This window comes from Pseudothauera nasutitermitis (assembly GCF_004801295.1).
In the GTDB taxonomy this organism is placed as follows: Bacteria; Pseudomonadota; Gammaproteobacteria; order Burkholderiales; family Rhodocyclaceae; genus Pseudothauera; species Pseudothauera nasutitermitis.
Genome location: NZ_SSOC01000006.1, coordinates 345,528 through 361,003, shown reverse-complemented (window position 1 = coordinate 361,003; position 15,476 = coordinate 345,528). Strand labels below are relative to the sequence as shown.

General features: G+C 70.0%; 17 protein-coding genes. 13 read left to right on the top strand and 4 right to left on the bottom strand.

The window, feature by feature from the left end; genetic code table 11:
• Positions 1–19 precede the first annotated feature (19 nt).
• Genes E6C76_RS17670 through metF form a run of 4 tightly spaced genes read left to right on the top strand, consistent with a single transcriptional unit; the run spans position 20 to position 2,527 of the window.
• Positions 20–466: a FitA-like ribbon-helix-helix domain-containing protein gene (locus tag E6C76_RS17670; protein WP_136349559.1), complete on the top strand. Its 447-nt coding sequence runs from the start codon at positions 20–22 to the stop codon at positions 464–466.
• Complete coding sequence (locus tag E6C76_RS22115) at positions 463–879, top strand: PIN domain-containing protein (RefSeq protein ID WP_168734371.1); 417 nt, start codon at positions 463–465, stop codon at positions 877–879. The genes E6C76_RS17670 and E6C76_RS22115 overlap by 4 nt, the downstream gene beginning before the upstream one ends.
• Positions 880–1,707, top strand: coding sequence for a TlyA family RNA methyltransferase (locus E6C76_RS17660; RefSeq protein WP_136349558.1), 828 nt, complete (start codon positions 880–882; stop codon positions 1,705–1,707).
• The gene (gene metF, locus E6C76_RS17655; RefSeq protein WP_136349557.1) at positions 1,694–2,527 is read left to right on the top strand and encodes a methylenetetrahydrofolate reductase [NAD(P)H]; all 834 of its coding nucleotides are present in this window, start codon (positions 1,694–1,696) and stop codon (positions 2,525–2,527) included. The genes E6C76_RS17660 and metF overlap by 14 nt, the downstream gene beginning before the upstream one ends.
• A gap of 29 nt (positions 2,528–2,556) precedes the next feature.
• Here metF and E6C76_RS17650 read toward each other — a convergent pair whose 3' ends face one another.
• Positions 2,557–3,525, bottom strand: a complete 969-nt coding sequence (locus E6C76_RS17650) for a LysR family transcriptional regulator (protein WP_211090267.1) — start codon at positions 3,523–3,525, stop codon at positions 2,557–2,559.
• Between the two features lie 98 nt (positions 3,526–3,623).
• Between E6C76_RS17650 and E6C76_RS17645 the strand changes: the two genes are divergently transcribed.
• Entirely contained in the window at positions 3,624–4,832 is a 1,209-nt protein-coding gene (locus E6C76_RS17645; RefSeq protein WP_136349555.1) for an MFS transporter, read from the top strand.
• A 45-nt stretch (positions 4,833–4,877) separates the two neighbouring features.
• Here the strand turns inward: E6C76_RS17645 and E6C76_RS17640 are convergent, their stop codons facing one another.
• A complete protein-coding gene (locus E6C76_RS17640) occupies positions 4,878–5,783 on the bottom strand; it encodes a DMT family transporter (protein ID WP_168734370.1) in 906 nt (301 codons plus the stop codon).
• Between the two features lie 98 nt (positions 5,784–5,881).
• Between E6C76_RS17640 and E6C76_RS17635 the strand changes: the two genes are divergently transcribed.
• Entirely contained in the window at positions 5,882–7,684 is a 1,803-nt protein-coding gene (locus E6C76_RS17635) for a DUF1631 family protein (protein WP_136349553.1), read from the top strand.
• 31 nt (positions 7,685–7,715) lie between these two features.
• Here the strand turns inward: E6C76_RS17635 and E6C76_RS17630 are convergent, their stop codons facing one another.
• Positions 7,716–9,230: a helicase HerA-like domain-containing protein gene (locus E6C76_RS17630; protein WP_136349552.1), complete on the bottom strand. Its 1,515-nt coding sequence runs from the start codon at positions 9,228–9,230 to the stop codon at positions 7,716–7,718.
• A 29-nt stretch (positions 9,231–9,259) separates the two neighbouring features.
• Positions 9,260–9,862: a hypothetical protein gene (locus tag E6C76_RS17625; protein ID WP_136349551.1), complete on the bottom strand. Its 603-nt coding sequence runs from the start codon at positions 9,860–9,862 to the stop codon at positions 9,260–9,262.
• Positions 9,863–9,980: 118 nt separating this feature from the next.
• On the opposite strand from E6C76_RS17625, the gene E6C76_RS17620 reads away from it, so the two are divergent.
• The 7 genes from E6C76_RS17620 to E6C76_RS17590 all read left to right on the top strand — a co-directional run bounded on the left by E6C76_RS17620 (position 9,981) and on the right by E6C76_RS17590 (position 15,473).
• The gene (locus tag E6C76_RS17620) at positions 9,981–10,706 is read left to right on the top strand and encodes a YebC/PmpR family DNA-binding transcriptional regulator (RefSeq protein WP_136349550.1); all 726 of its coding nucleotides are present in this window, start codon (positions 9,981–9,983) and stop codon (positions 10,704–10,706) included.
• A gap of 136 nt (positions 10,707–10,842) precedes the next feature.
• Entirely contained in the window at positions 10,843–11,721 is an 879-nt protein-coding gene (locus E6C76_RS17615) for a DMT family transporter (protein WP_136349549.1), read from the top strand.
• A 25-nt stretch (positions 11,722–11,746) separates the two neighbouring features.
• Entirely contained in the window at positions 11,747–12,307 is a 561-nt protein-coding gene (ruvC, locus tag E6C76_RS17610; RefSeq protein ID WP_136349548.1) for a crossover junction endodeoxyribonuclease RuvC, read from the top strand.
• A gap of 81 nt (positions 12,308–12,388) precedes the next feature.
• Positions 12,389–13,270: a dienelactone hydrolase family protein gene (locus E6C76_RS17605; protein WP_136349547.1), complete on the top strand. Its 882-nt coding sequence runs from the start codon at positions 12,389–12,391 to the stop codon at positions 13,268–13,270.
• A 173-nt stretch (positions 13,271–13,443) separates the two neighbouring features.
• A complete protein-coding gene (locus tag E6C76_RS17600) occupies positions 13,444–13,809 on the top strand; it encodes a response regulator (RefSeq protein ID WP_136349546.1) in 366 nt (121 codons plus the stop codon).
• A gap of 16 nt (positions 13,810–13,825) precedes the next feature.
• Positions 13,826–15,106 (top strand): methyl-accepting chemotaxis protein, encoded by a 1,281-nt coding sequence (locus E6C76_RS17595; protein WP_136349545.1) that lies wholly within the window; start codon positions 13,826–13,828, stop codon positions 15,104–15,106.
• 40 nt (positions 15,107–15,146) lie between these two features.
• A complete protein-coding gene (locus E6C76_RS17590; protein WP_136349544.1) occupies positions 15,147–15,473 on the top strand; it encodes an STAS domain-containing protein in 327 nt (108 codons plus the stop codon).
• The last annotated feature ends 3 nt before the right edge of the window (positions 15,474–15,476 follow it).

Genomic DNA, 15,476 nt, shown 5'->3' with positions numbered 1-15,476 from the left:
ACCATTGTGGAGCAGCATCATGCCCAACCTGTCGATCAAGAACGTGCCGGAAGCGCTCGCGGAACGTCTGCGCCAGCGCGCCATGCTCAACCACCGTTCGCTGCAGGGTGAACTAATGGCCATCATCGAACAGGCGGTGGAAGCCCCTGCCGTGCCCCCCACCCAGCCGGAGACCGCCGGATGGTACGCAACGGAGGCAGGCAGCAAGACCGTCGCCCGCATCGCCGCCGAGCATCAGGCGCGATACCCCGCAGCACTTGCCGATGGCCCGCGGGCGGTCGACATCATCCGCGCCGACCGGGAACGGGGCCAGCCAACCGGCCTGCTCGCCGAACTCGACGGCATCGTCGCGGGCAGCCGCTGGGGCGACGCCCCCATCCTGAGCCGCGATCAGGCCAACGATCGCGGCCTGATCCGGGAAATCGACCACCTCGCCCGGGAAGGGCATGCTGCCAAACGCCGATGAACCCCGCCTACTTCCTCGACACCAACATCCTGATCTATGCCACCTCGCTTGCGGCCGACCATGCCGGCAAGAAGGCGGTCGCCCGCAGCTGGGTCGCGCGGGACGACTGGGGCCTGTCCACCCAGGTGCTGATGGAGTTCTACGCCAACGCCCGCCAGCACCGACACGGCCTGCCGCCCGCCGCGCCACGGCAACTCGTCGCCCAACTGGCCAGGCAGCGCCCCGTTCAGGGCATGGACCGGGACCTGGTACTCGAAGCACTGGAACTGCGCGAACGGCACCAGATCAGCCACTGGGACGCTGCCATCCTGTGCGCCGCGCAGCGCATCGGCGCCCATACGGTGGTGAGCGAGGACCTTGCCCACGGCCAGGCATACGGCAAAGTCACCGTCCTCAATCCTTTCCTCGGCTGAATGAAATCCTTCCACCGCCGCAGCAGCCGGCCCGCCGCCGAGCGCCCCACGGCGCCCGCCACGATCCCGCGCGGCCTGCCGCGCGCCGACCAGTTGCTGGTGCAGCAGGGGCTGGCGGCCTCGCGCACCGCGGCGCGGGTGCTGATCGAGGCCGGCCGGGTGCGGGCCGACGGCGTGGCGGTGGGCAAACCCGCGCAGGAGCTGCCGGATTCCGCCGTGCTGACGGTCACCCCGGACGCCGCCGATCGCTACGTCTCGCGCGGCGGCCTGAAACTGGCCGGGGCGCTGGCGGCCAGCGGGCTCGACCCGGCCGGCCGCATCTGCCTGGACGTGGGCCAGTCCACCGGCGGGTTTACCGATTGCCTGCTGCAGGCCGGCGCCGCGCGCGTGGTCGGCGTCGAGGTCGGCCACGGCCAGTTGCATCCCCGCCTGGCCGGCGAAACGCGCAACACCACGCTGGAAGGCCTCAACGCCCGCCATCTGGCCGCCACCGATCTGGGCGAGCACTTGCCGCCCGGCGGATTCGGCCTGATTGTCTGCGACGCCAGCTTCATCTCACTGACGCTGCTGCTGCCGCAATGGCCGGCGCTGCTCGCCGCCGGCGGCGACATCCTCGCACTGGTCAAGCCGCAGTTCGAGGTCGGCCCGCAAGGGCTGGCCAAGGGCGGCATCGTGCGCGACACCAGGCTGTACGGCGAGGTCGAACGCAAGCTGCGCGCCGCCGCGCAGTCCTGCGCACTGGCGGTACACGGCTGGTACGACTCGCCGATCACCGGCACCGACGGCAACCACGAATTCTTCATCCGGATGCGACATGCACAAGACTGAACTCTCCATCGAATTCTTTCCGCCGCAGACCGCCGAAGGCGCGGACAAGCTGCGCGCGGTCCACGCCAAGCTGGCCGAACTCAAGCCCGCCTTCTTCTCGGTGACCTACGGCGCCGGCGGCTCCACGCGCGAGCGCACCTTCGCCACCGTGCGGGCCATCGCTGCCGCCGGCAGCGAGGCCGCTCCGCACCTGTCCTGCATCGGTTCCACGCGCGAGGGCATCCGCGAAATCCTGCGCGAATACGCCGACGCCGGCATCCGCCGCATCGTCGCGCTGCGCGGCGACCTGCCGTCCGGCGTGGGCGATCCGGGCGAGTTCCGCTACGCCAACGAACTGGTCGAATTCATCCGCGCCGAGACCGGCAGCCGCTTCCACCTCGAAGTCGCCGCCTACCCGGAATGGCACCCGCAGGCGCGCACCCCGGCCGACGACCTGGCCGCCTTCAAGCGCAAGATGGATGCCGGCGCCGATTCGGCGATCACCCAGTACTTCTACAACCTCGACGCTTACCTGCATTTCGTCGACGCGGTGCGCAGGCTGGGCATCGACAAGCCGGTGGTCCCCGGCATCATGCCGATCGCCAGTTTCTCCAAGCTGGCACGCTTTTCGGACGCCTGCGGCGCCGAGCTGCCGCGCTGGATGCGGCGCAAGTTCGAGGCCTACGGCGACGACGCGGAATCCATCCGCGCCTTCGGCCTGGACGTGGTCACCACGCTGTGCGAGAGGCTGATCGCCGCCGGCGCGCCCGGCCTGCACTTCTACAGCATGAACCAGGCCGGCCTGACCAGCGAGATCTGCCGGCGCCTGAAGCTGGGCTGAGCCACGCGCGGGCAGGGCACCCCGCCCGCTCAACCCTGCCCGGCCGAAGCCGGGGTGGGCGCGCGCATGCCGGTCAGGGTGGGCATGTAGGCGCGCATCACGGCATTGAAGGCGCGCAGCTTGGCCGGATAGTGCCGCGCGTGCGGATAGGCCAGATACACCGGCAGGGGCGGCGCTTCCCATTCGGGCAGCAGATGGCACAGGCGTCCATGGCGGACGTCCTCGGCGGCCATCCAGGCCGACACCACGCAGGCCCCCAGCCCGGCGCGCGCGGCGCCGCACAGCGCATACAGGCTGTCCGTGCTCAGGCGCGGGCGGATCGGGAAGCTCGCCCGCCGGCCATCGTCCGCGCGCGTCAACGCCACCTCGTCGCAGTAATAGGTACGCAGCGCCAGCCAGGGCATGGCGGCCAGTTCCTCGATGCGAGTGGGCGGCGCCCCATCGCCCCAGGCCCCCGGCGCGGCCGCCACGATGCGCGGCACCTCCGCCAGACGCACCGCGACCACCGAAGCATCGGCCACCTCGCCGACCTGCACCGCGCAATCGATGCCCTCGGCGACGAAATCCGGCCGGCGGTCGTGCAGCAGCCACTCCACCGACACCTCGGGATAACGCCGCAGGTAGTCGGTCAGCGGCGCCATCAACTGATCCTGGCCGAAGGCATGCGGCACCAGCACGCGCAGATGGCCGCGCGGCTCGTCCCGCGCGCCGCCCAAGTCCAGCTCCATCGCCTGCCAGCGCTCGATCAGGTCGCGCGCATGCGCATAGCAGCGCTCGCCCTCACCGGTGAGCTTCATGCCGTGCGTGGAACGCTGCAGCAACACCAGCCCCAATGTGCGCTCCAGCGCCTGCAGGCGGCGGCTGACCGTGGGCTGCGTGGTGCCAAGATGCGGCGCGGCGGCCGACAGACTGCCGGATTCGACGATGCGCACGAAGGTGCGCAGCAGCTCGACACGGTCGGCACCGGCGGAACCCTGCGAAATCGGCGGCTCTTTCATACTTTCAACGTATATCAATGCTGCACCGCAGGCTACTACAGCACCAGACATTTACGGATAAAAATCGCACCATCCGATCAACGGCGCACATTCACCCCATGTCGAACATTCAAAGCGCGCATGTCAGTCCGCTTCCCCAACACGCCGGGCCGACTCCCGCGCTGGTCCTGCTGCTCGCCTGCGGAGCAGGCCTCAGCGTGGCCTCGCTGTACTACAGCCAGCCCATGCTCGGCCTGCTCGGCGCGGACCTCGGCGCCACGGCCGGCGACACCAGCCTGATCCCCACGTTCACCCAGCTCGGCTACGCCCTCGGCATCCTGCTGCTGGCCCCGCTGGGCGACCGCTACGACCGCCGCCTGATCATCGTGCTGAAGGCCGTGGCGCTGACCGCCGCGCTGCTCGCCAGCGGCTGCGCGCCGGGCATCGGCCTGCTGCTCGCCGCCAGCCTCGGCATGGGTCTGGCCGCAACCCTGGCGCAGGACATCCTGCCCACCGCGGCGACCCTGGCACCGGCCGCGCAGCGCGGACGCATCGTCGGCACGGTGATGACCGGCCTGCTGCTGGGCATTCTGCTGTCGCGGGTGGTCAGCGGCTTCGTCGCCGAGCAGTTCGGCTGGCGCGCGATGTACTTCGCCGCCGCGCTGCCGGTGGCCACCATCGGCGTGGTGATGTGGTACCGCCTACCGCACATCGCCCCCACCACGCGGGCCAGCTATCTCTCCCTGCTCGGCTCGCTCGGCAGCCTGTGGCGGCGCTACCCGGCCCTGCGCCGCGCCGCACTGGCCCAGGGGCTGCTGTCGGTGGGTTTCAGCGCCTTCTGGTCCACGCTGGCGATCATGCTGCATGCCGAGTTCGGCCTCGGCAGCGCGGCGGCCGGCGCCTTCGGCCTGGCCGGCGCCGCCGGCGCGCTGGCCGCGCCGCTGGCCGGACGCCTGGCCGACCGGCGCGGCCCACGGCCGGTCGCGGTATTCGGCGCGGCCCTCACCCTGACCGCCTTCGCCATCCTGTGGCTGGCGCCGCTGCTGTCCGCGCACCTCCAGCTGGTCCTGCTGGTGGTCGGCGCGATCGGTTTCGACTTCGGCATCCAGGCCGTGCTGGTGGCCCACCAGACCATCGTGTACGGCCTCGATCCGGACGCGCGCAGCCGCATCAACGCGGTACTGATCACCGGCATGTTCGCCGGCATGGCCGCCGGCTCGGCGCTCGGCGGGCTGGCACTCGCCCGGCTGGGCTGGGCGGGCGTGGTCGGCGTCGCGGTGCTGGCCAGCGCAGGCGCCCTGCTCGTCCGCCTGGGCGCACGGCACTGAACGCCCCCGCGCCGCACGAACACTCGCAAACCAGCCTTCCCCCGGTCAGCCGCGTCCGCGCGCCATGACCGCGATGCCGGCAACCACCATGGCCATGCCGGCCAGTTGGTAGGGGCCGATGGCCTCGTCCAGGATCCACCAGCCCAGCAGCATCGTGATGGCCGGCGCCAGCATGCCGGTCAGCGAGACCGGTCCGGCGCCGATGCGGCGGATCGCCTCCGACACCATCCACACCGGCGCCACCGTGCTGAACACGGTCATCAATCCGGCGTAGGCATATACCTGCCAGGCCTGTTCCGCCAGCAGGCCCAGCGGCCGCAGGGCGACGAACTGCGCCAGGCTGAAGAAACAGGCGAAGCTGCTGGCGTACGCCGTTACCCGCGCCGAACCCAGGCGGCCGACCACCTGGCCGTTGCCCATCAGATAGAGCGCGTAGCACACCGCGCTGCCGAACACGAGCACGCTGCCCAGCGCCACCTCGCGCGCGGGCCCGGAAACCTCCAGATCGTGGCCGATGGCCAGCGCGATGCCCAGGTAGCTCAGCAGCATCGCCGCCAGCATGCCGCGCGTCACCGGCTTGCCGAGGAACAGCGCCGACAGCACGATCACCACCGTCGGGTACAGAAACAGGATCAGGCGCTCCAGCGCCGCGGAGATGTAGTCCAGCCCGAGAAAATCCAGATAGCTCGCTAGGTAGTAGCCGAACAGGCCCAGACCCGCCATCCATACCCAGTCGCGCGCCGTCAGGGCCCGCTCCGCCCGCTTCGCGGCCAGCCAGCCCATCACCAGGAAGAAGGGCAGCGAGAAGGCCATGCGCAGCGCCAGCAGGGTTTCCGCGTCCACCCGGTACTGATAGGCCAGCTTGACCAGGATGGCCTTGAAGGAAAACCCTGCGGCCCCCGCCACGGCGAGCATCAGCCCGACACCGAAACCACCCACCGCCTGCCCCATCGGCATTTTCCTCCCTCGCTGCGTTGGCATGACCACCCGGCACGCCAAAGGCATTTGGCGGCATAATTGACACTTTTCCACATTCCACCGCCGCCGCGATGAACGACCCCACCCGCGCCGCGCAGGACCTCCCGCTGCAGCCCCGCCTGCGCGAGCAATGCCGCACCGCGCTGCTCGCCCGCCTGGAGCAGTTCGCCCGCGCGATGGGGTTCGACCACGGCGACTGGCTGCAACGCTTCCTGCACGCCGCCGGCCAGGCCCACGACGAACTGGCCGGCCTGCACGACCGGCGCGGCTTCGAACGCGCACACGGGCTGACCGCCTCGCGCATCAGCCTGGTGCACGAGAACGACCTCGAATTCACCCTGGAACTCACCGCGCTGGCGCGCCGCCTGCGCGAACGCTGCGGTGCCGAGCTGGTCCGCCTGCACCAGCGCTACATGACCCTGCTGGAACAGCGCGACGCGGCCGCCGAGCAGACCCCGGTCGGCCCCGAGGCGGTGTGCAGCGCGCTGCGCGCGCTGTCCGACGCCGCCGGTTTCGATGCCGCCCAGCGCCTGCGCTTTCTCGAACGCTGCGCCGAACCGCTGGGCCATACCCTGCACGCACTGTACCGCGAACTCAACGAAACCATGTCGACGGCCGGCATCTCGCCGCGCCAGACGGAGCGCCCCCGCCCCCCCGCAGGCAACGCATCCCCGGCGCCGTTCAACACCCCCGCGCCCGCTCGTCCCGCGCCGCCCCCAACGGCTCCGCCGCCGGCACCTGTCGCGCCCCCCACCAGCGCGCCAGCGGCACCCGACCTGCCGCCCGCGCAGGCCGCCGCGCAGAGCGTGGATCGCCTGTTCGACGCGCTGCCGCAATGCACGGAGATCAGCCCGCAACTGGCCGCCGCGCTGGCCTTGCTGCGCGAACCGTTCCGCCAGTGCATCCTGGCCGACCACGTGCAGGGCACGCGCAAGGCACGCGCACTGCTCGAACGCCTGATCACACTGGGCGCCACGCTCGGCCCGCAATGCCCGGCCACGCACCCCGCCGCGCTCACCCTGCAGGCATTGGCCGGACGGGCGCTGCAGCAACCGGAGCACCTCGAGGAAATCCTGTGCGAGGCCGATGCGCTGGCGGAAGAACGCCGCACCGCCGCCTTCGCCCTCGGCCCTCCGGCCGTGGAACTCGCCGAACGCGCCGAGCGCCGCGAGCACTCGCTGATCCAGGCCACCCACCTGATCAACCGCCTGAGCAGCACCGACACCCCGGATGCGATCCGCACGTTCCTCACGCGCTCCTGGCTGCCCCTGCTGGCCCGTCTGCACTACCACCACGGCGACGGCCATGCGCAATGGCGCAGCGCCGCCGAGCTGGCCGACCGCCTGCTGCGCAGCGCCCACCCGCCGCAGGATCCGCATGGCCGCTCGCGCTGGCTCAACGGCCTGCCGGCGCTGGTGCGCGACCTCAATCAGGGGCTGTCGGCATTGGGCCTCGACGAAGCGGCCCGGCAGGCCGCGATGGCGCCCTGCATGAGCCTGCACAGCGCCCTGATAGCCGGCCAGCGCCCGGCCGCTCAGCCTCAGCCAGCGCCCGATCCGGCCCGCCTGAGCGCGCCGCTGGGGCCCAACGGCCTGCGCCTGTTCAGCCACGGCGGCTACGCCGCCACGGCCATCGGCCATCACCCGGCAGCCACCGCCGGCCCCGGTAGCTGGCTGGTGGTGGACCTGCCGGAAGGCGAACCGATGCGCGGCTGCCTGGTGTGGAGCGGCGCCACGCAGCGCCTGGTCATGCTGGCCAACCCGGACAGCTCCCGGGTGCTGGTGGCGACCCGCCGCGCCCTGGCCGAACTGGCAAAGAACGACGCCTGCCGGCTGCTCGACGCGCGTACCCTGCTCGCCCAGCCGGCCGCCTGAACCCAGCCCGCGCGCTTACTTCACCGAGCTTTCAGCGTTTCCCGCCGCCGCCCAGCAGCGAGCCGAGCAGGCCGCGCGCGATCTGCCGGCCGAGCGAACTGCCGATGGTGCGGGTGACCGTCTTCGCGGCGATCTGCACCAGACCGTCGCGCTTGCCGCCGCGCGGGCCGGTGGAACCGAACAGGATGTCGTTCAGCCCGCCCGCGGAACCCTGCTGCGTTTCCGCCGGAGCGCCGGCCTTGCCCGCGCCGGCAGCCTGCTGGGCGGCTTCGGCCTGCGCGCGCAGCAGTTCATAGGCCGATTCACGGTCGATTTCCTGTTCGTAATGGCCATACAGCACCGAGGCACGGATCGCCGCCGTGCGCTCGGCCGCCTCCAGCGGCCCGAGGCGCGACGAAGGCGCGATCACGAAGGCACGCTCGACCACCTCGGGCCGACCCTTGTCGTCGAGGAAGGACACCAGCGCCTCGCCCACGCCCAGTTCGGTGATCGCCTCGGCGGCATTGAACGCCGGATTCGCGCGCATGGTCTCGGCGGCGCTCTTCACCGCCTTCTGGTCGCGCGGCGTGAACGCACGCAGGGCGTGCTGCACGCGGTTGCCGAGCTGGCCGAGCACGCTGTCCGGCACGTCCAGCGGGCTCTGGGTGACGAAATACACCCCGACACCCTTGGAGCGGATCAGCCGCACCACCTGCTCGATCTTTTCCAGCAGCGCCTTGGGCGCGTCGTTGAACAGCAGGTGGGCCTCGTCGAAGAAGAACACCAGCTTGGGCTTGTCCGGGTCGCCCACCTCGGGCAGGCGCTCGAACAGCTCGGAGAGCATCCACAGCAGGAAGGTGGAGTACAGCCGGGGCGAGTTGTACAGGCGCTCGGCGGCCAGGATGTTGATGACCCCGCGCCCGTCCGCACCAGTCTGCATCAGGTCGGCCAGATCGAGCATCGGCTCGCCGAAGAAACGCTCGCCGCCTTCCTGTTCGAGGGTCAGCAGGCCGCGCTGGATGGCGCCGATGGAGGCCGCCGAGACGTTGCCGTACTCGGTGGTGAAGCGCTTCGCGTTGTCGCCGACGTGCTGCACCATGGCGCGCAGATCCTTCAGATCGAGCAGCAGCAGGCCGTTGTCGTCGGCGACCTTGAACACCAGCTGCAGCACGCCGGACTGGGTGTCGTTGAGGTTGAGCAGGCGCGCCAGCAGCAGCGGCCCCATGTCGGAGACGGTGGCGCGCACCGGGTGGCCGCCCTCGCCGAACACGTCCCAGAACACCACGTTGTTGGCACTCGGCGTGAATTCGTGGATGCCGATCGCCGCCAGGCGCTGCAGCAGGCGCTCGGAAGCCACCCCGGGCGCCCCCAGCCCGGCCAGGTCGCCCTTCACGTCGGCGAGGAACACCGGCACGCCGATGGCGGCGAACTGCTCGGCGAGGCGCTGCAGGGTGACCGTCTTGCCGGTGCCGGTGGCGCCGGTGATCAGGCCGTGGCGGTTGGCCAGGCGCGGCAGCAGGTGAAGGTCTCGGTCGGCAACGCGGGCGATGCGCAGCGCTTCGGTCATGGCGGGCTCCAAGGGTTCTCTACAAGCGTTCAGCGATGATCGCACAACGCCGCGCAGCGGTCGTAGGCTGCCTGGCAATCCGCCCCCCGGCACCAGCGCAGGGTGTCCGCGCACACCCGGGCGCAGGCGTTCCATTGCTCCCGCCCACCCGGCGGCACGACCAGCATGCTGGCCCGCCGGCAGCCGAGCAGGTCGAAGCCGCGCGGCGGCCCCGGCAGCACGCCCCATTCGCCGGCATCGAAGCGCAGTTCGGCCTGCAGCACCACCAGCGCGTCCGCGCCGAGCAGACCGGAGCGCAGCAGGCCGTCCAGCCCGTGGCAATCGGCGCGGCGCGCTTCCTCCACGGTGAGCCGGCGCTCCAGCGGCAGGCCGAGGTGGTGGCGCGCGCATTCGTGCGCGTAGAAGAACAGGCGGGCCGAATCGCTCAGGCGCGGCAGCAGTCCCGGGTTGTACAGAATGGCCGGTCGGCCGGCCTCGAAGGCGCTGCGTGCCACCGCCGTGGCGAACGGATCGGCGGCGGACACCACCGGGCGCCCGGCGGCATCGACGCAGCCATGGTAGCTGGGCGCGCCGAACGCAGTCGATGCGCCACCGGACAGCATGACAAACAGGCAGACGAGCAGCATGCGCATGGGGGAGTCTCCGTGGCGGTACGCGCCCAGCATACCACCGAGACACCGGCCAGGGATTCCCGGCCCCTGTATAATGCTCGCCCTCTATCCAACCAACGGCAGCATCGAGGACATCCCCATGGCTGGTCATTCCAAGTGGGCCAATATCCAGCACCGCAAGGGGCGCCAGGACGCCCGGCGCGGCAAGGTTTTCACCAAGCTGATCAAGGAAATCACCGTCGCCGCGAAGATGGGCGGTGGCGACCTGAACGCCAATCCGCGCCTGCGTCTGGCGGTGGACAAGGCCAAGGGCGAGTCGATGCCCAAGGACAACATCGAGAACGCCATCAAGCGCGGCACCGGCCAGCTCGAAGGCGTGACCTATGAGGAAGGCCGCTACGAGGGCTACGGCATCGGCGGCGCGGCGGTGATGGTCGATTGCCTCACCGACAACAAGACCCGCACCGTGGCCGACGTGCGCCACGCCTTCTCCAAGTACGGCGGCAACATGGGTACCGACGGCTGCGTGGCCTTCCAGTTCAAGCACTGCGGCCAGTTGATGTTCGCCCCCGGCACCGACGAGGACACGCTGATGGAAGCCGCGCTGGAAGCCGGCGCCGAGGACGTGGTGAGCAACGACGACGGCTCCATCGAGGTGCTCACCGGCCCGTGGGAATTCACCACGGTGAAGGAAGCGCTGGAGAAGGCCGGCTTCACTGCCGAGTTCGGCGAAGTGAGCATGAAGCCGCTCAACGAGACCGTGCTCGCCGGCGACGACGCGGTGCGCATGCAGAAGCTGCTGGACGCGCTGGAAGGGCTGGACGACGTGCAGGAGGTGTATACCTCCGCCGTGCTGGAAGACTGAACGCTACCCGCCACTCCCGGCAGAACGGGCCGCCCAGCGCGGCCCGTTGCTTTTTGCGCGGCGGCCGCGGGCGTACCGGCCAGCCTGCGCACACGCGTCCCTTTCCTTCGCGGCGCGTGCGCGGCATGCTGCACCGATGCGCTCACTCGACCCCTCCGCCCTCTATCCGCTGTTGTTCGTGCTGCTGTGGAGCACGGGTTTCATCGGCGCCAAGTACGGCCTGCCCTACGCCGAACCGCTGACCTTCCTGTCCGCGCGCTACCTGCTGGTGGTCGGCCTGATGCTGGCGGTGGTGCTGGCCACCCGTGCCCCGTGGCCGAAGACCCCGCGTGAGTGCTTCCACATCGGTGCCACCGGCGTGCTGATCCATGCCGGCTACCTGGGCGGCGTGTTCATCGCCATCGACCGCGGCCTGCCCGCCGGGGTGACCGCGCTGGTAGTCGGCATGCAACCCTTGCTCACCGCACTGGGCGCCGGCTGGCTGCTCGGCGAGCGGGTATCGGCCCGCCAATGGTGCGGTCTGGCACTGGGGTTCACCGGGGTGGCCCTGGTGGTCGGCAGCAAGGCCGCCCCGGGCAACGCGCTCGCCGAGGGCCTGTGGCTGGCCCTGCTGCCGGCGCTCGCCGCGCTGCTGGCAATCACCGCCGGCACGCTGTACCAGAAGCGCTTCTGCCCGCGCTTCGACCTGCGCACCGGCACGGTCCTCCAGTTCGCCCCCTGCCTGCTGCTCACCGGCTGGCTGGCCGCGGGCACCGAGAGCACCCACATCGACTGGCAGGCGGAGTTCATCTTCGCGCTGCTGTGGCTGGTGCTGGTCCTCTCGCTCGGCGCGGTGAGCCTGCTCAACCTGCTGCTGCGCAGCGGCAGCGCGGTCAACGTGGCCAGCCTGTTCTATCTCACCCCGCCGACCACCGCGCTGATCGCCTGGGCCATGTTCGACGAACACCTCGCCCCGCTGGCCATGGCCGGCATGGCGGTGGCGGTCTGCGGCGTGTGGCTGGCGCGCAGAAGCTGAACGCAACACGTCCTAGAATGCCCACATGAAAACCGCCGCCAGCTCCGTCACCACCCGCATCCTTGGCCTCGACCCCGGCCTGCGCATCACCGGCTTCGGCCTCGTCGACCAGCTCGGCAACCAGTTGCGCTACGTCGCCAGCGGCACCATCCGCACCCAGGACGGCGAGTTGCCCGGCCGCCTGCGCACCCTGCTCGACGGCGTGCGCGAGGTCATCCAGACCTATTCCCCCGACCAGGTCGCAGTGGAAAAGGTGTTCGTGAACGTCAACCCGCAATCCACCCTGCTGCTCGGCCAGGCGCGCGGCGCGGTGATCTGCGGCGCGGTATCGTGCGATCTGCCGGTGGCCGAATACACCGCCCTGCAGGTCAAGCAGTCGGTGGTCGGATACGGCAAGGCCAACAAGGAGCAGGTGCAGCACATGGTGCAGCGCCTGCTCAGCCTGCCCGCCCTGCCCGGGCCGGACGCCGCCGACGCGCTGGCCTGCGCGATCTGCCACGCACACGGCAGCGCGGGGCTGGGCGCGCTCGCCGGCACCACCCGGCGGCGCGCCGGACGCCTGCTCGCGCCGCGCTCCGGCGGCTGAAGGCGCGCACGGAACGTCGCCGCCGCCCATCGGTCAGCGCTTGTACCACCGCGCCCCGCGCAGCCCACAGAGGAGAGCACGATGAACGACCGCGAACACCCCACCTCCGCCGATTTCGACAGCCTACTGCCGGCCAGCCGCATCGACCGGCGGACCTTCGTCACCACGCTGAGCGCCGCTGGCTTCGCGCTGGCCGTGCGCCCGGCGCTGGCGCAGAGCGTGATCAGCACGCCGGCCGATGGACTGGAGCACGGCAGCACGACGATCCCCAGCGGCGCCGATGCACTGCCCGCCTATTTCGCCTGCCCGGCCGGCAAGGACAAACTGCCGACCGTGCTGGTCGTGCAGGAGATCTTCGGCGTACACGAACACATCCGCGACGTGTGCCGCCGGCTGGCGCATGAGGGCTACCTGGCCATCGCCCCCGAGCTGTTCTACCGCCAGGGCGACCCGGCGAACATCGAACAGATCAGCGAGATCCTGAGCACCATCGTCGCCAAGGTGCCGGATGCCCAGGTCATGGCCGACCTGGATGCCTGCGCCGCCTGGGCCGCCGCGCACGGCGGCGACCCGGCGCGCCTGGCGATCACCGGCTTCTGCTGGGGCGGACGCATCACCTGGCTGTACGCCGCCCACAACCCACGGCTGCGCGCCGGGGTGGCCTGGTACGGCCGGCTGGGCGGCGAGGCCGGCGCGCTCACCCCCCTGCACCCCGTCGACGTGGCCGGCGACCTGCAGGCGCCGGTGCTCGGCCTGTACGGCGGGCAGGACCAGGGCATTCCGCTGGCGGACGTGGAGCGCATGCGCGCGGCGCTCGAACAGGCTGGCAAGCCCTCGGAGATCGTCGTCTACCCGGACGCTCCGCACGCCTTCCACGCCGACTACCGGCCGAGCTACCGCGCCGCCGAGGCCACCGACGGCTGGCGCCGCCTGCTCGACTGGCTGCGCCGCCACGGCGCCTGAGCCTGGCTCCGAAACCACGACACACAATTCCCCAACTTCCTACACGCAATGGGCGGTGCGGCCTAAAGTCGCCCGCCCATTGCGTCGTATATACTCCTGCGAGGCAGGCGGAATGCCGGAAACCCCAGTGAATCCGCCCAATTCCCACGTACAGGCACAGACATCGCACACCCATGAAAACCATCTTTCTCGTCGACGATTCCGCGACGATCCTGCTCAGCATCTCCGGCATCCTCACCAAGGCCGGCTACGGCGTCGAGAAGGCGAACAACGCCCTCGAAGCGCTGAAGAAGTTCCAGGCCGGGGTGAAGGTGGACCTGCTGATCACCGACCTCAACATGCCGGGCATGAACGGCATCGATTTCATCAAGGAAGTGCGCAAGCTGCCCGCCTACCGCTTCCTGCCGATCCTTTTCCTGACCACTGAATCGCAACAGACCAAGAAAGCAGAGGCCAAGGCCGCCGGTGCCTCGGGCTGGATCGTCAAGCCCGCCACCGCCGACCAGCTGCTGAGCACCATCAAACTGGTCATGCGTTGATTGCGGAATGCGCACCATGGACTTCCACGCCCTGCTCCGACGCTCCATCCTGGTCGCCCTCGTGGTCGCGGCCGGGGCGGGCACCACGGTGTACTTCCTCAACGAATGGTTCCACGAGGATTTCCTCGTCCGCATGGAGGTACCCCAGCCGCTGGGCGACGCCGTCGGCGTGGCGCTGATCGTCGCGGTGGCCTACTTCGCCCAGCGCCTGGTATCGCTGGCCTTCTTCCGCGACCACATGTTCGGCCTCACCTCGGTGCAGGAGCAATTGGAGTATTCCACCAAGAACGTGGTGGCGGTGACCGACGAGGTGTCGCACGAGCTGCGCTCGGTGCCCACCTACAACGGCGTGCTGCGCAACCAGCTGTCCAGCGTGATCGAACAGACCGAGCAGGCCGCCTACGACATCACCAGCCGCCTGCAGGGCATCGACGAGGTGGTCAGCCGGCTCAACGACTTCGTCACCGCCAGTTCCTCCGAATCCGACGAGATGGTGCTGCATTCGGAAGAGAACATCGCGCAGAACAAGCGCCTGATCGGCGAGATGCGCCACTACATCGACGCGCGCATCACCGACGCGCAGGCCGACCAGGAGCGCGTGGTGCAGGTGGTCAATGAAGCGCGCTCGCTCGAATCGCTGACCCGCCTGATCAAGGACATCGCCGCGCAGACCAACCTGCTCGCCCTCAACGCCGCCATCGAGGCCGCGCGCGCCGGCGAACAGGGCCGCGGCTTCGCCGTGGTGGCCGACGAGGTGCGCAAGCTCTCGGCGGAAACCGAAAAGGCCGTGCAGTCGATCAATCAGGGCATCCAGGGCGTTGCCATCACCATCGAGACGCAGCTGCAGGAAAAGCTCTCGGCCACCAACCTGGACCGCGAGAAGGCCGCGCTCGGCCAGTTCGCCGACCAGCTGGAAGAGCTCGGTTCGAACTACGAGGACATCCTCCGCCACCAGTCCAACGTCATCGACACGGTGCGCGACAGCAGCGCGGAACTCGCGTCGATGTTCATGGATACCATGGCCAGCGTGCAGTTCCAGGACGTCACCCGCCAGCAGATCGAACACACCGCGCAGGCGCTCGAACGCCTCGACGAGCACATGGTCGGCTTGGCCGACCGCCTGCAGCAGGCCGAGGACCCGGAGTTCAGCTTCGTGCCGCTCAACGAGCACCTCGACCAGCTGTACGCGCGCTACGTCATGGAAAGCCAGCGCAACACGCACGACGCCAGCCTGAACGGAGGCGGCGGGGCATCCACATCGTCCGATTCCAGCGGCTCCAAAATCGAGCTGTTCTAGCGGACGGCGCGCCCGCCGGGCGCGCGTCCATGGAGGGAGCATGAGCAAGCAGAGCAGAGCCGCCACCAGCGCGCAGCGATTGTCCATCGTCGAGGACATGACCATCTATCACGCAGCCGACCAGAAGCAGATCCTCGTCGAGGCGCTGGCCGGCTGCGAGGAGCTGGAGCTCGACCTGTCGGCGGTCAGCGAGATCGACACCGCCGGCTTCCAGTTGCTGGTGCTGATCAAGCGCGAGGCCGCCCGCCTCGGCAAGCGCGCCGGCATCGTCGCGCACAGCCCGGCGGTCAGCGAAGTGGTGGATTTCTTCAACATGGCGGCGCATTTCGGCGATCCGATGCTGGTCCCCGCGCAGGAGGCGCGTTGAGCG

Bases quoted from the DNA above. Each gene is read 5' to 3' on its own strand.
- E6C76_RS17670 (WP_136349559.1), top strand. From the start codon at position 20: ATGCCCAACCTGTCGATCAAGAACGTGCCGGAAGCGCTCGCGGAACGT.
- E6C76_RS22115 (WP_168734371.1), top strand. From the start codon at position 463: ATGAACCCCGCCTACTTCCTCGACACCAACATCCTGATCTATGCCACC.
- E6C76_RS17660 (WP_136349558.1), top strand. From the start codon at position 880: ATGAAATCCTTCCACCGCCGCAGCAGCCGGCCCGCCGCCGAGCGCCCC.
- metF (WP_136349557.1), top strand. From the start codon at position 1,694: ATGCACAAGACTGAACTCTCCATCGAATTCTTTCCGCCGCAGACCGCC.
- E6C76_RS17650 (WP_211090267.1), bottom strand. From the start codon at position 3,525: ATGAAAGAGCCGCCGATTTCGCAGGGTTCCGCCGGTGCCGACCGTGTC.
- E6C76_RS17645 (WP_136349555.1), top strand. From the start codon at position 3,624: ATGTCGAACATTCAAAGCGCGCATGTCAGTCCGCTTCCCCAACACGCC.
- E6C76_RS17640 (WP_168734370.1), bottom strand. From the start codon at position 5,783: ATGGGGCAGGCGGTGGGTGGTTTCGGTGTCGGGCTGATGCTCGCCGTG.
- E6C76_RS17635 (WP_136349553.1), top strand. From the start codon at position 5,882: ATGAACGACCCCACCCGCGCCGCGCAGGACCTCCCGCTGCAGCCCCGC.
- E6C76_RS17630 (WP_136349552.1), bottom strand. From the start codon at position 9,230: ATGACCGAAGCGCTGCGCATCGCCCGCGTTGCCGACCGAGACCTTCAC.
- E6C76_RS17625 (WP_136349551.1), bottom strand. From the start codon at position 9,862: ATGCGCATGCTGCTCGTCTGCCTGTTTGTCATGCTGTCCGGTGGCGCA.
- E6C76_RS17620 (WP_136349550.1), top strand. From the start codon at position 9,981: ATGGCTGGTCATTCCAAGTGGGCCAATATCCAGCACCGCAAGGGGCGC.
- E6C76_RS17615 (WP_136349549.1), top strand. From the start codon at position 10,843: ATGCGCTCACTCGACCCCTCCGCCCTCTATCCGCTGTTGTTCGTGCTG.
- ruvC (WP_136349548.1), top strand. From the start codon at position 11,747: ATGAAAACCGCCGCCAGCTCCGTCACCACCCGCATCCTTGGCCTCGAC.
- E6C76_RS17605 (WP_136349547.1), top strand. From the start codon at position 12,389: ATGAACGACCGCGAACACCCCACCTCCGCCGATTTCGACAGCCTACTG.
- E6C76_RS17600 (WP_136349546.1), top strand. From the start codon at position 13,444: ATGAAAACCATCTTTCTCGTCGACGATTCCGCGACGATCCTGCTCAGC.
- E6C76_RS17595 (WP_136349545.1), top strand. From the start codon at position 13,826: ATGGACTTCCACGCCCTGCTCCGACGCTCCATCCTGGTCGCCCTCGTG.
- E6C76_RS17590 (WP_136349544.1), top strand. From the start codon at position 15,147: ATGAGCAAGCAGAGCAGAGCCGCCACCAGCGCGCAGCGATTGTCCATC.